Genomic DNA, 13,117 nt, shown 5'->3' with positions numbered 1-13,117 from the left:
TCCTTGAAGGAGTGATCCCCATGCACCGTCTGGTTCCAGCCCTGTCCGCGATCGCGGCCCTGTCGGTCGCGGCCTGTGGCGAGGTCGACATGGAGAAGGCCGGTCGGAACGCGGCCCTGGCTGCGCTTGAGGCCAGCAATCCCGAGATCGTCCAGGGTATTCGCGCCGCCCAGACGCTGAGAGAAGCAGCCGCGACCTGTGGCTGGCAGGACGTCGATGCGACGCGCCTGGCCCAGGCCGCCGTGGCCGGGATCGAAACGCCCCCTCTGCGCGCCGCCGCCGAGAGCCTGGTCGAGGACCTGATCGTCGCGCCGTCGGCAGCATCGTCGCCTGCGGCCACGGCCCCGGTCAGCGACTGCTCGCCCGAGGTCCGTCAGGCGCTGGAAGCCCGTATCGCCGCGATCGCCGGCGGCGAGGGCGAAGGCGAGACCGAATCCGAAGCGGGCTGACCACGGCCCCCCGGTTCGCCCCCCGCGATCGGCCGCCCGGCCCGCCGCTAGACCCCCGTCGCCGCCAGCTGGCGCGCCAAGGTCGAGGGCTCGCAGGCCACCTCGCCGGTCAGCCACAGCCTCAGCATCGCCAGTTGCGAGGCCGCGCAGGCCGTCGCGATGAGAGCCGGCGGAACGCCATCCGGCACCGCCGTGACCAGCCGCGCCTCGATCATGCCCGCCAGCTTGCGCTGAAGCTTGGGGCCCAGCGGCGGCTCGAACATGACCCGCGCCAGGGCGCGGCGCTCCCACAGATGGTCCAGCACGAACATCAGGCGTGGCACGCTGGCCCGACCCGCGCCCGCGTCGGCGAGCGGCTCGAACACCGGATCGATCGCCCAGACCAGTACGTCGTCCTTGTTGCGAAAATGCTCGTAGAAGGTCGAGCGTCCGACCCCCGCCGCCTCGATCAGGTCCGTCGTGCGGATGGCGCTGTAGCGACGCGCGAACATCAGCCGGGTGAAGGCCTCGAAGATCGCCTTTCGCGTCCGCTGGCTACGGCGGTCGAGGTCATGGGCTTCCGACATGAACCGAGCCTAGCCGATCCCCGCGTCTGCCTGCCAGTCGAAGCCCGCGAGTCACGGCGGACAGTTCCCCCGCAATGTCCGCTAACGGTCGGATCGCCGGATCGTTCGTCGCCCCGCCGCCCCGCTCGCGCGACACATCGGCCTCGACAGGGAGAGACACCGATGACACCCACCGACCCCCACAGCGACCGTACGGACGCCGCCTTGATCGCCGGCGCGACGCTGATCGCCATGGGCCTGATGCTGCACCATCCGACGGGGCATTCAGGCAGCCCGGACGACGGGCGGCTGCTGGCGGACTGGAACAACACCGTCGTCCACGGGGCCATGATCGGCTGCCTGGTCGCCCTCTCGGTCGGGCTGGACGGGCTTCGGAGACGGCTGGACGAGCGGGCGCTGCTGACGCGGCTGGGCGCGATCCTGCTGGGGGCGGGCTTCCTGGCCCTGTGCGGCGCGGCCGTGGTCAACGGTTTCGCCTCTGAACGGCTGGTGGCCCAAACTGACGACGCCGCGATTCGCGCGGCGGGCGGCCAAACGCTGTGGGCGCTGAACCAGAGCCTGACCTCGGTGGGAAGTCTGCTGGTCGCGACGGGCGCGCTCGCCTGGTCTCCGGGGCTGTGGAGGCTCGGGGGCCTCGGTCGGGTCAGCGCAGGTCTGGGCTCCGGCCTCGCCGCTCTGGCGATCGGATGGAGCGCGACGGACGGCGGGTTCGGACTGACGGCCGCCGTCACCGGCGCGGCCGCCTTCGCCCTCTGGTCCCTGTCGGTCGCGGCCGTCATGATGACGGGCCCCAGGGAGGAACCGGCATGAGCGAACGTCATCACGCGGCGGCCATCGTCCCGGCAAGGGACATCGACGCCAGCGAGGCCTTCTACCGCAGGCTCGGCTTCGAGACGGTCGGCGACTACGGCGACTATCGTCTGATGGAGGACGGCCGGGGCTGGAACCTCCATCTTCGTGCCACCCCCGACTGGCCGCGTCGGGTCGAGGACAATCCGTTGGGGCTCTACCTCTATGTCGAGAACGTCGATGCGGTGGCGGAGACGGTGCGCGATCTGATCCTGGAACCGCAGGGGCCCCACACCCGGCCCTGGGGGACCTACGAGTTCTCGCTCAGCGACCCCAGCGGGGCGCTGATCCGGATCGGACGGGTGCTGGACTGACGCCGTTCAGGCCGCGACCCACACCAGCACGGACCCCGCCGCCAGCGAGATCACCGCGAGCACCGGAACGGTCCATACCGGAATCCGCTTCGCCCAGCCGCTGGAATAGGCGGCGTGCCAGCGACGGGGCAGGACCATCAGGATCAGGGCGCTGACAACCAGGAAGGCCCCGATCGCGCCAATGGCCGTCGGATAGCGCGTCGCGGGCCCGCCCAGGACGAAGGCCATGCCGATCGCGGCCCGCAGACTCAGTTCGCCGAAGTGAATGCGGGCGGTCGATCCGAACCGCGACAAGGCCTGCAACGCCCGGCGGGGCTGGACCGCGATCAGCACCGACAGCGCGGCCAGCGCCACACCGGTCAGGACGATCACGACGGCGAACGCCGAGGCCAGCATGGGTTTTCCGAACGCGGTGCAGGGTCGCCAAATCTAGGCCCTTGGGCGCGACGCCGAAAGCGATTAGCTCGGTCCGGTGAACACGACCGCGCAACCTTTCGACGCCGCCCAGGACCTCGCCGACGCCCCGGCGACAGCGGGCGCTCGCCAGCGGCCCAGGGACGCCGCGACCCTGATCCTGGTGAGGCGCGGACGGCGGCCCGAGGTGCTGATGGGGCGGCGCGCTCCGGGCCACGTCTTCATGGCTTCCAAGTGGGTGTTTCCCGGCGGCCGGATCGACCGGGCGGATTTCCTGGCGGCCGCGGCGACCGAACCGGACGGCCCCACCCGCGCGCGGCTGGAGGCCGAGCTGGTGCCGCGCCGGGCCCGCGCCCTGTGCCTGACCGCCGTGCGGGAGACCTTCGAGGAGACGGGGCTGATCGTCGGCCGCGCCGCGCCCGCCGCCTCCGTCGCCGGGCCGTGGCGAGAGTTCCGCGCGGCCGGCGCCCTGCCCGACCTGGCGGCCCTGACCTATGTCGCCCGCGCCATCACCCCGCCGGGGCGGACCCGCCGGTTCGACGCGCGGTTCTTTCTCGCCGACGCCGACGCCCTGCTGGCCCCCGAGCCCACTGCCGGGTCGGGTGAGCTGGACGAGATCGCCTGGCTGCCGCTGGAGGATGCCCGGGCGCTGGACCTGCCGGCCATCACCCGCTTCGTCCTGGACGAGGTGTCTGAGCGGCTTGGGAACCCCGACCGGCCCCTGCCCTTCGTCCGCATGGTCCGTGGCGCGCATCAGGTGACCCATGTCTGAGACCCTCACCCTGCGACTGACCATCGCCGACCCGGTCGCGGGTCTGCACTACAGTCTGCAGGACCAGAACAGCGCGCCAGTCGATATCCGCATCGCGAGCGACGACCCGCTCAGCTTCGACGTACCGGTGACCCTGCGTCCCGACGGGCGGCTCGCCGGCCCTTTCGTACGGCGCGAGGGCTCCGTGCGCCGCTTCGTCTATATCGCCATCGCGGGACAGGCGGGTCAGACGGATGCGGTCGGCCGGATCATCAGCCGCCGCGCCAAGATCGACGTCCACGACATCCCCGCCGACCTGCTGACGCCGGGCGCTGTGCTGGAGGTCGTTCTGCCTGGACGCGGCAAGGACGGCACCCCCGCCTGCGCCACCGTGCGGCCGCTGACGCCGTGGCGCGCCGTCGGCTGAGCCCGCCCTGATCCGGCCATGGTCCCCCGCCAGCTTGGCCGGACCGACGGGGAGGATGCGTGGCGGACGCGGCGTTCAGTATCGCGAAGATCAGCCGCCTCGCCGGACCCGCCGGACGACGGCGCGCGCTGGTGCTGGGAGCCTCGCTGGCCTTCCACGCCCTGATCCTGGCGCCCATGGCGCTGAGGCTGTTCGAGACGACGGACGTCCCGGCGTTCGACACTCGGCCGCCCCCGATCTACCTCGAACTGGAACCACGTCCCTTGCTCGCCGGCGAGGCGGCGCGACAGCCGACCTTCGCCCGCGCGCCGCTGGACGAGACCGCCCCGGCCCGATCGGCGGCGCGCGCGGCCGAGCGCGTGCCCACCCTTGAGGATGACGAGGACCTGCCGACCGCGCCCGCGCCGCGCGTGGCGGCCGCGGCTCCGGCCGGGTCCCCGCCCGCAGGCGACGCGGCCTGGCGTGTGACCGGCGAGAGCCTGGGCGCAGCGGTGGGCCGATCGCTTCGGACCGGGGCCGCCGGGTGCAGGACGATGGATGGGCGGCTGAGCCCCGGCGAACAGGCTCTGTGCGACGAGCGTTTCAACGAGGCCGCCGGGCGCGCCCCGCCCCTGGGGCCCCGCACTCTCAACGCCTCGGAGGCCCGACGAGAGGCGCAGTTCGCGCGCGACGGGGCCAGAGCCCTCGCCGGCTACGCGGCGCGCCGCAGACCTCTGTCGGGTGGCGTCGGCATCGTCGGGCCCGGCGACTGTCCGGGCTCCAACCTCGGCGCGGGCTGTGCAGGCGCGCACCTGGACCCGGCCCTGCGCCAGGGCGCGACGACCGTGGGCAATCCCGGCCTGGGCTCCAACGATCTGACGCCGATGCGGCCGGTTCCCGGATCGGAGTAGCTAGATCACGCCCGCCGCCTCGAGCCTCGCGATCACCTGGGCGGCGGAGTGCTCCACGGTGTCGGTCCCGGTCGAGAGGGTGATGTCCGGCGATGCGGGCGCCTCATAGGGCGCTCCGACGCCCGTCAGGTCCGTGATCGCGCCCTCGCCCGCCTTGGCATACAGCCCCTTGGGATCGCGGGCGCGGCACAGCGCCACCGGCGCATCGACGAAGACTTCCATGAACGGCCGCTCGTCGAACCGGGCGCGGACGGCGTCGCGCTGAGCCTGGCGCGGCGAGATGAAGGCGCACAGGGCGACGACGCCCGCGTCCACGAACAGCCGCGCGACCTCGCCCGCGCGCCGGACGTTCTCGTCGCGGTCCGCGTCCGAAAAGCCGAGATCGCGGTTCAGGCCGTGGCGCAGGTTGTCGCCGTCCAGCAGGACGGTGCGGACGCCGCGCGCGTGCAGGCGGCGCTCGACCTCGGCGGCGATGGTCGACTTGCCCGATCCCGACAGGCCGGTGAACCAGACGGCCGCGCCCCCATGGCCGTTCAGGCGCTCACGCTGGCGACGATCGACGCCGCCGGCCGCGACATGGATGTTGGCGGCCTGGTCCAGCGCATGCAGCGCGGTTCCCGCCGCGACCGTGGCATGGCTCTCGCGGTCGATCAGGATGAAGCCGCCGGTCAGGGGATCGTCGACGAAGGCGTCGAAGGCCACCGGCGACGCCAGCGTCAGGGCGCACCGGGCGATGGTATTCATCACCAGGGGCTCGGCATCAGGCGGCGCGGGCGCATCGGACGCGGAGTCCAGAACCGTCACGCGTGCCGGGACGGTCCGGGTCCCGAGGCGCAACAGATAGGATCGCGCCGGATCCAGCGGCGTCTCGTCCATCCACAGCAGCCGCCCGACGAACCGCTCCACCGAGGCCGGACGGTCGCGAGGATGGGACAGGACGTCGCCGCGGCTCACGTCGACGGCCTCGGCCAGCACCAGGGTGACGGCGTCTCCGGCGCGGGCCGAGGGCTGGTCGCCGTCCCAGGTGACGATGCGGGCGACGGTGGCGCTCTGACCCGACGGTCCGACCACGATCCGGTCGCCGGTCCGCACCCGGCCCGAGGCGACGGTGCCCGCGTATCCCCGGAAGCTCGCGTCGGGACGGTTGACGTACTGCACCGGAAAGCGGAACGGACGCTCGACCGCCAGATCGACGTCGGTCCGGGCCTGGTCCAGCGCCTCCAGCAGGGTCGGCCCCGTATACCAGGGCGTCAGCGGCGAAAGGATCGTCAGATTGTCCCCGTGCCGGGCGCTGAGCGGGATCACCGTCAGGGACTGGAAGCCCAGGTCCTCGGCGAAGGCCCGATAGGCGGTCTCGATGGCTTCGAACCTCGCCTGCGAGCCCTCGACCCGGTCCATCTTGTTCACGGCCAGCACGACCTGGCGGATGCCGAACAGCGACACGATGCGGCTGTGGCGTTCGGTCTGGTCGGTGATCCCGCGCGTCGCGTCCACCAGGATCACGGCGAGGTCCGAGGTCGAGGCCCCCGTGGCCATGTTGCGCGTGTATTGGGCATGGCCCGGCGTGTCGGCCACGATGAAGCTGCGCGCCGCCGACGAGAAATAGCGATAGGCTACATCGATGGTGATGCCCTGCTCGCGCTCGGCCTCCAGCCCGTCCAGCAGCAGGGCATAGTCCGGGGCCTCGCCCGTCGTGCCGAACCGGGCCGACTCGCGCTCCAGCGTGGTCAGATGGTCGTCGCGCACCTGGCCGGTCTCGAACAGCAGACGGCCGATCAGGGTTGATTTGCCGTCGTCGACCGAGCCGCAGGTCAGGAACCGCAGCAGCCCGCGCGAGGTCTCGGCCGGGCGCTGGGACGACAGGGGAAAGGCCGCGCCGTCCATCAGAAATAGCCCTCGCGCTTCTTCTTCTCCATCGAGGCCGTCTCGTCAGCGTCGATCAGACGCCCCTGGCGTTCGGACACCCGGCTGGCTTTCAGCTCGGCGATGACGGCGTCCAGGGTATCGGCGTCGGAGCTCACGGCGGCGCTCAGCGGATAACAGCCCAGCGACCGGAACCGCACCCGCTTCAGCTCGGCGGTCTCGCCGGGCAGCAGCGGCAGACGCTCATCGTCGCGCACGATCATCGCCCCGTCGCGATGGACGACCGGACGCGGCGCGGCGAAATACAGGGGCACGACCGGAATGGCCTGGGCGCGGGTGTATTCCCACACGTCCAGCTCGGTCCAGTTCGACAGGGGGAAGACCCGGAAGCTCTCGCCCGCGTTCAGCCGCGTGTTGTAGAGCCGCCAGGGCTCCGGCCGCTGGCGGCGCGGGTCCCAGCCGTGCTCGGCCGTGCGGAACGAGAAGACGCGTTCCTTGGCGCGGGACTTCTCCTCGTCGCGACGGGCACCCCCGAAGGCGGCGTCGAAGCCGTGCCGGTCCAGCGCCTGTTTCAGGGCCTCGGTCTTCATCACCTGGGTGTGCAGCGACGAGCCCGAGCGGACGGGATCGATCCCCCGCGCCACGCCGTCGGCGTTGACGTGAACGATCAGTCGCGCGCCATAGGTCTTCACCACCGCGTCCCGATGCCGGATCATGTCGGCGAACTTCCACGTCGTGTCGACGTGCAGCAGGGGAAACGGGATCGGTCCGGGAAAGAAGGCCTTGGCCGCCAGGTGCAGCAGCACGCCGGAATCCTTGCCGATCGAATACAGCATGACCGGATTGCGCGCGGTCGCGGCCACCTCGCGCAGGATCTCGATGGCCTCGCTCTCCAGCCGCTTCAGATGGGCGGTCAGGGGGCGCGTGTCGGCGAAGGCGGTCGGGGCCGGGCGGCGTTCGAGCAGGGCAGCGGTCATGGACGCTCCTTTCGGGAGCGTTTCAGTGCCTCAGGGCCGGACCTCGATCGAACGAGAAGATGTCGGCGACGACGTTAGATTTCCTGATGTCACCGACCTCGGGATCAGAGCTGATCCATGTTGTTGTCGTGGTCGACGGCCTGGCGCTTCAGCCAGGCGACGAAGGCTTCCGCGCTGGCGGACATCGGCCGGCCCAGCGGCAGGACGACGTGGTAGGCGAAACCGACCGCCTCTGATCCGTCCGGGAAAGGGGCGATCAGACGCCCCGCAGCCAGGTCCGCCTGGGCCAGGGCCCGCTTGGCCAGGGCGACCCCGCGTCCGGCCACGGCGGCCTGGATCAACAGACTGGTCTGGTTGAAGCGCGAGCCCCGGCGCGGGTCCGCATGCTTCACCCGCCGCGCCTTCAGCCACATCGGCCAGTCGGGGCGGCTGGGATCGGCGTCGGCCGAGACGTCGTGCAGCAGGGGGTGATGGACCAGGTCCTCGGGCGACCGGATGGGATGGGGTCCGTCCATCAGGCCGGGGGCGCAGACCGGAAGCACCGTCTCGGTCATCAGCAGCTCCGAGCGGGAACCGCTATAGCCGCCGGGCCCATAGCGGACGGCCAGATCGGCCCCGCCATCGTCCAGGTTGGCCGGCTCCATGTCGGCGGAGATCCAGATCTCGATGTCGCCGTGCCGACGGTGGAAATCGTCCATGCGCGGCATCAGCCACTGGGCGGCGAAGGACGGCGCGACGCTGACAGAGACCTGACGCTTGGACGGCGGTTCGCGCAGGGTGGCCGAGGCCTCGGTCAGACGGGCGAACCCCTCGCGCAGCTGGGGCACGGCGGCGCGACCCAGATCGGTCAACTCCAGCCCCCTGGCCTCGCGCCGGAACAGGGGCGCGCCGATGGTGTCTTCCAGCAGGCGGATCTGCTGGCTGACCGCGCCGGGCGTGACGGACAGCTCGTCGGAGGCCCGCGCGAAGCTCAGGTGCCGGGCGGCGCTCTCGAAGGCGCGCAGGGCGTTGAGGGGAAGCATCGGTCTGGCCATGGCATTAGAAATCCTAATCCGTCGCCAAAGACAATCTGGTTTGTTGCGATGCGGCACGGGGGCGATACCCGAGGCCCGCCGACGACAGGCCTCTGACGACTGGCCGGTCGCCGACGCGACCGGAGAACCTCGATCCCATGCGCGTCTTCCTCGCCTCCATCCCGCTGGACCGGGCCCGCGTCGTCGTGGTGGGCGCGGGCGAGCCGGCTCTGGCCAAGTTGCGGCTGTTCCTGACCTCGCCCGCCGATCTGGTGTGGTTCACGCCCGAGGGCGCGCCGCCCGCGATCGAACGGTCCCGGGAGGCACCCGAACCCATCGTTCGCATGCCGGACGCCGAGGATTTCAAGGGCGCGCGGCTGGTCTTCATCGGCCTGGCCGTCGAGGCTGAGGCCGCGCAGCTGGCCGACGTCGCGCGCGCGGCGGGGGCCCAGGTCAATGTGGTCGACCGCCCCTGGCTCGGCGATTTCCAGACACCGGCGATGATCGACCGGGATCAGGTGGTGGTCGGCATCGCCACGGGCGGCACGGCCCCGATCCTGGCCCGCGACGTGCGCTCGCGGATCGAGGGCGTCCTGCCCGCCGCGCTGGGCCCGCTGGCCCGGCTGGCCGGCGAGCTGCGCGACACCGTCAAGGCGACAGTGCCCGATTTTCTGGCGCGGCGGCGGTTCTGGGAGAAGGCCTTCCGGGGCCCGGCCGCCGATCTGGTCGCAGCGGGCAAGCCGGCCGAGGCACGGCGCGAGATGCTGCGGCTGCTGAACGTCGCCGCCCCGGAACAGGGGGTGGTGCATATCGTGGGCGCGGGGCCAGGCGATCCCGAACTGCTGACGCTCAAGGCCCTGCGCGTGCTTCAGGACGCCGACGTCATCATCCACGATCGGCTGGTGCCCGAGGCGGTGCTGGAGCGGGCCCGGCGTGACGCGCGACGGCTCTATGTCGGCAAGACGCGCGGCGACCATTCGGTGCCCCAGGACCAGATCGAACAACTGATGATCGACGAGGCCCGCGCCGGGCATCGGGTCGTGCGGCTGAAGGGGGGCGATCCCTTCGTCTTCGGACGCGGCGGCGAGGAACTGGCGGCCATGCATGCGGCAGGGGTCCAGGCCTTTGTCGTGCCCGGCGTGACGGCGGCCCTGGCCTGCGCCGCCTCGGCGGGCCTGCCCCTGACCCACCGCGACCATGCCCAGGCGGTCACCCTGGTGACGGCACAGCCCAAGCCCGGGGGGCAGGAGGCGGACTGGTCGGTGCTGGGCGCGGCCAACCACACGGTGGCCGTCTATATGGGCGCGGGCCTGACGGACCGGGTGGCCGAGCGGCTGCTGGCGGCGGGGCGCGCAGGATCGACGCCGGTGGCGGTGGTCGAGAACGGCACGCGGCCGGATCAGCGGGTCCTGACCGGACGGCTGGACGGGCTGGGGGTCCTGGTCCGCGAGGCGCGGATCACCGGCCCGGCCATGCTGTTCATCGGCGAGGTCGCGGCCTTCGCGGTCGCCGACGCGGTGCCGCGCCAGGAGGCGGCGGCATGAAGCTTTTGACCGCCAATCGGCTGGACGACGGCCGGGTGATCTACTGGGCCGAAGGGGGCGAGACGACCGGTGTGCTGCGTGAGGCCGCCCGGCTCGACGCCGTCATGGCCGAGACCGCCCTGGCGCGGGCCCGGTCACGGCCCGACGTGTTCGTGAACCCCTATCTGGTCGAGGCGATCGACGGAGTTCCCAGCGGCCGCGACCGCATCAAGGAGACCATCCGGGCCACCGGGCCGACGGTCGGCAACAGCCTGCCCCACCCGGCTTCGGCGGGGGCACGCTGATGTATCGCTATGACGAGTTCGACGCCGCCCTCGTGCGCGAGCGGGTCGAGGAATTCCGCGACCAGGTCGCCCGTCGCGCCTCCGGAGCCCTGACCGAGGACCAGTTCAAGCCGCTCAGGCTGATGAACGGCGTCTATCTGCAACTGCACGCCTATATGCTGCGCGTCGCGGTGCCGTACGGCACGATGGACAGCCGCCAGATGCGGAGGCTGGCCCATATCGCGCGGACCTATGACAAGGGCTACGGCCATTTCACGACACGGACGAACATCCAGTACAACTGGCCCGCCCTGACCGATCTGCCGGCCATCCTCGAGGATCTGGCCAGCGTCGAGATGCACGCCATCCAGACCAGCGGCAACTGCATCCGCAACGTCACCACCGACGTCTTCGCCGGCGCCGCCGACGACGAGATCGAGGACCCCCGGCCCTGGTGCGAGATCCTGCGCCAGTGGTCGACGATCCACCCGGAGTTCTCGTTCCTGCCGCGCAAGTTCAAGGTCGCCGTGATCGGCGGGCCGAACGACCGGGCGGCGATCCGCACCCATGACGTGGGGCTGGAGATCGTCGGCCGGGACGGTAACGACACCCTGTTCCGGGTCTTCGTGGGCGGTGGTCAGGGCCGTCTTCCGCACATCGGCAAGGAGATCGCGACCGACGTGCGCGGGACCGAACTGCTGGCCTATCTGACCGCGATCCTGCGCGCCTACAACCTGCTGGGTCGGCGCGATAACATCCACAAGGCGCGCATCAAGATCCTGGTCGAGAGCCTGGGCATCGAGGCCTTTCGCGCGGAGGTCGATCGCCAGTTCGAGACCCTGCGCGACGAGGACCTGAGGCTGCCGCAGGCCGAGGTCGAGCGCATCCGCGCCTATTTCGCCCCGCCCGCATTCGAGACCCTCGACGGCTCCAGCGGGGCGTTCGACCGCGCCGTCCTGGCCGACCCGGACTTCGCGCGCTGGAACCGCAACAACGTGCGCCGCCACCGCCAGCCGGGCTATGCCAGCGCCGTCATCTCGCTGAAGGGCCTGGGCGAGGTGCCCGGCGACATCACCGACACCCAGATGGAGGTCGTCGCCGACCTGGCCGAGCGGTATTCGTTCGACGAGGTGCGGGCCGCCTACGAGCAGAACCTGGTCCTGCCGCATGTGAAGCTGGACGACCTGCCCAGCGTCTGGCGCGCCCTTCTGGCGGCGGGGCTGGCGACGCCCAACGCCGATCTGGCGACCGACGTGATCGCCTGCCCCGGTCTGGACTATTGCAGCCTGGCCAACGCCCGCTCGATCCCCGTGGCCCAGGCCCTGTCGAAGCGACTGGCGGACCTGGACTATCAGGAGCGGGTCGGGCCGGTGCGGATCAATATGAGCGGCTGCATCAACGCCTGCGGCCACCACCACGTCGGCCATATCGGGGTGCTGGGCGTCGATCGAAAGGGCGAGGAATACTACCAGATCACCGTCGGCGGCTCGCCCGACGAACAGGCGGCGCTGGGCCAGATCGTGGGTCGCAGCCTGCCGTCCGAGGCCGTGGCCCCGGCCATCCAGCGCGCGCTGGACCGCTATCTGGAGATCCGCGAGGACGGCGAACGCTTCATCGATACGGTGCGCCGCGTCGGCCACGAACCGTTCGGCGAAGCGATCTACGAGGGTCTCGATGCGGCTGTTTGAGCACGGCGAGATCGGGCCGCAGACCCGGCGCCTGACCGCCTCCACCCCGCTCGATCAGGTAGAGGCGGCGGCCTCCGACGGCGCGCCCATCATGATCGAATTCGAGGCGTTCCGCGACGGGCGGGGTTTCTCTTTGGCGACCATCCTGCGCGAGCGCGGTTTCAGCGGGTCGCTGATCGCGACAGGCGACCTGCTGCCCGATCAGGCGCGGCACCTGATGCGGTCGGGCTTCGACGCCGTCCAGCTGCGGCCGGGCGACGATCCGGCGGCCTGGCGGCGCATGCTCGAAGCCTTCTCGGTTGTCTATCAGCCCGCATTCGATGCGGCGGTACCGGCCTGGACATCGCGGGGAAAGTCGCTCCGCCGACCCTCCAACGCCCCGCCGATCGATGAGGGGACGACGCTGGGGAGGCGCGCGGCCGAGCTGAACGCGGCGCTTCGGGACGCTGACCCCCTGACCGTGCTGCGGACAGTTCTGGACCCCCGCCAGGGCCTGCGGGTCGCGGCCCTGTCGTCGTTCGGGGCCGAGGCGGCGGTGCTGCTGGATCTGCTGGCCAGGGCCGGGCCCTCGACGCCGGTGATCTTCCTGGAGACCGGGCAGCATTTCCTGCAGACGCTCAGCTATCGCACGACGCTGAGCAAGCGGCTTGGTCTGACCGATGTGCGGATCGTCGTGCCTGACGCCGAAGAACGGGCCGACCTCGATCCGCGGGAAGACTTGTGGCGCACCGACCCGGACGCCTGCTGTGACCTGAGGAAGGTCCGGCCCCTGGCACGGGCAGCAGCGGGCTTCGACGCCCTGATCACGGGGCGCAAGCGGTATCAGTCCGGCACCCGCGCCCGCCTGCGGGTAATCGAGGCCCTGGACGGCAAGCTGAGGATCAATCCTCTCGCCAACTGGAGCGCAGACCGGATCGCGACCTACAGGGCCGAGCGCGACCTGCCGGGCCATCCTCTGGCGGACCAGGGTTATGCCTCGATCGGCTGCTGGCCCTGCACGCGCCCGATCGAGGACGGCGAAGATTCACGCGCTGGACGCTGGTCGGGCGTGGACAAGGTCGAATGCGGCATCCATCTGGGACGCCGCCGCGCCGCCGCCTGAACCCGAC

Annotated in this window: 15 protein-coding genes; 10 read left to right on the top strand and 5 right to left on the bottom strand. The window is 71.3% G+C overall.

Annotated elements, in window-relative coordinates:
• The first annotated feature begins 20 nt into the window (after positions 1–20).
• Complete coding sequence (locus ABN401_RS14280) at positions 21–449, top strand: hypothetical protein (RefSeq protein WP_349685538.1); 429 nt, start codon at positions 21–23, stop codon at positions 447–449.
• A 47-nt stretch (positions 450–496) separates the two neighbouring features.
• On the opposite strand, the gene ABN401_RS14275 is transcribed toward ABN401_RS14280, so the two are convergent.
• Positions 497–1,015 (bottom strand): TetR/AcrR family transcriptional regulator, encoded by a 519-nt coding sequence (locus ABN401_RS14275; protein ID WP_349685537.1) that lies wholly within the window; start codon positions 1,013–1,015, stop codon positions 497–499.
• 162 nt (positions 1,016–1,177) lie between these two features.
• Between ABN401_RS14275 and ABN401_RS14270 the strand changes: the two genes are divergently transcribed.
• Together ABN401_RS14270 and ABN401_RS14265 are read left to right on the top strand one after the other, a co-directional pair.
• The gene (locus ABN401_RS14270; protein WP_349685536.1) at positions 1,178–1,825 is read left to right on the top strand and encodes a hypothetical protein; all 648 of its coding nucleotides are present in this window, start codon (positions 1,178–1,180) and stop codon (positions 1,823–1,825) included.
• Entirely contained in the window at positions 1,822–2,178 is a 357-nt protein-coding gene (locus ABN401_RS14265) for a VOC family protein (protein ID WP_349685535.1), read from the top strand. The genes ABN401_RS14270 and ABN401_RS14265 overlap by 4 nt, the downstream gene beginning before the upstream one ends.
• Positions 2,179–2,184: 6 nt before the next feature.
• Here the strand turns inward: ABN401_RS14265 and ABN401_RS14260 are convergent, their stop codons facing one another.
• Positions 2,185–2,574 (bottom strand): hypothetical protein, encoded by a 390-nt coding sequence (locus tag ABN401_RS14260; protein ID WP_349685534.1) that lies wholly within the window; start codon positions 2,572–2,574, stop codon positions 2,185–2,187.
• A 76-nt stretch (positions 2,575–2,650) separates the two neighbouring features.
• Here ABN401_RS14260 and ABN401_RS14255 point away from each other — a divergent pair, with 76 nt between their 5' ends.
• Genes ABN401_RS14255 through ABN401_RS14245 form a run of 3 tightly spaced genes read left to right on the top strand, consistent with a single transcriptional unit; the run spans position 2,651 to position 4,660 of the window.
• Entirely contained in the window at positions 2,651–3,364 is a 714-nt protein-coding gene (locus tag ABN401_RS14255) for an NUDIX hydrolase (RefSeq protein WP_349685533.1), read from the top strand.
• Positions 3,357–3,770, top strand: a complete 414-nt coding sequence (locus tag ABN401_RS14250; protein WP_349685532.1) for a DUF5990 family protein — start codon at positions 3,357–3,359, stop codon at positions 3,768–3,770. Before ABN401_RS14255 ends, ABN401_RS14250 begins: the two co-directional genes overlap by 8 nt.
• A 59-nt stretch (positions 3,771–3,829) precedes the next feature.
• Positions 3,830–4,660 carry a hypothetical protein gene (locus tag ABN401_RS14245; RefSeq protein ID WP_349685531.1) on the top strand — a complete coding sequence of 277 codons (831 nt, stop codon included), beginning with the start codon at positions 3,830–3,832 and terminating at the stop codon, positions 4,658–4,660.
• On the opposite strand, the gene cysC is transcribed toward ABN401_RS14245, so the two are convergent.
• The 3 genes from cysC to gcvA all read right to left on the bottom strand — a co-directional run bounded on the left by cysC (position 4,661) and on the right by gcvA (position 8,534).
• Entirely contained in the window at positions 4,661–6,544 is a 1,884-nt protein-coding gene (cysC, locus tag ABN401_RS14240) for an adenylyl-sulfate kinase (RefSeq protein ID WP_349685530.1), read from the bottom strand.
• Positions 6,544–7,500, bottom strand: coding sequence for a sulfate adenylyltransferase subunit CysD (gene cysD, locus ABN401_RS14235; RefSeq protein WP_349685529.1), 957 nt, complete (start codon positions 7,498–7,500; stop codon positions 6,544–6,546). Before cysD ends, cysC begins: the two co-directional genes overlap by 1 nt.
• A 104-nt stretch (positions 7,501–7,604) precedes the next feature.
• Positions 7,605–8,534 carry a transcriptional regulator GcvA gene (gene gcvA, locus ABN401_RS14230; protein WP_349685528.1) on the bottom strand — a complete coding sequence of 310 codons (930 nt, stop codon included), beginning with the start codon at positions 8,532–8,534 and terminating at the stop codon, positions 7,605–7,607.
• Positions 8,535–8,671: 137 nt separating this feature from the next.
• Between gcvA and cysG the strand changes: the two genes are divergently transcribed.
• Genes cysG through ABN401_RS14210 form a run of 4 tightly spaced genes read left to right on the top strand, consistent with a single transcriptional unit; the run spans position 8,672 to position 13,110 of the window.
• Entirely contained in the window at positions 8,672–10,057 is a 1,386-nt protein-coding gene (gene cysG, locus ABN401_RS14225) for a siroheme synthase CysG (protein WP_349685527.1), read from the top strand.
• Positions 10,054–10,341 (top strand): DUF2849 domain-containing protein, encoded by a 288-nt coding sequence (locus ABN401_RS14220; RefSeq protein ID WP_349685526.1) that lies wholly within the window; start codon positions 10,054–10,056, stop codon positions 10,339–10,341. Before cysG ends, ABN401_RS14220 begins: the two co-directional genes overlap by 4 nt.
• Positions 10,341–12,008 carry a nitrite/sulfite reductase gene (locus ABN401_RS14215; protein WP_349685525.1) on the top strand — a complete coding sequence of 556 codons (1,668 nt, stop codon included), beginning with the start codon at positions 10,341–10,343 and terminating at the stop codon, positions 12,006–12,008. The genes ABN401_RS14220 and ABN401_RS14215 overlap by 1 nt, the downstream gene beginning before the upstream one ends.
• The gene (locus ABN401_RS14210) at positions 11,995–13,110 is read left to right on the top strand and encodes a phosphoadenylyl-sulfate reductase (RefSeq protein ID WP_349685524.1); all 1,116 of its coding nucleotides are present in this window, start codon (positions 11,995–11,997) and stop codon (positions 13,108–13,110) included. Before ABN401_RS14215 ends, ABN401_RS14210 begins: the two co-directional genes overlap by 14 nt.
• The last annotated feature ends 7 nt before the right edge of the window (positions 13,111–13,117 follow it).

Origin of the sequence: Brevundimonas aurifodinae (genome assembly GCF_040195595.1) — a bacterium.
Taxonomy (GTDB): domain Bacteria; phylum Pseudomonadota; class Alphaproteobacteria; order Caulobacterales; family Caulobacteraceae; genus Brevundimonas; species Brevundimonas aurifodinae.
The sequence above is the reverse complement of the archived record's forward strand: the minus strand, read 5'-3'. Positions and strand labels throughout refer to the sequence as shown.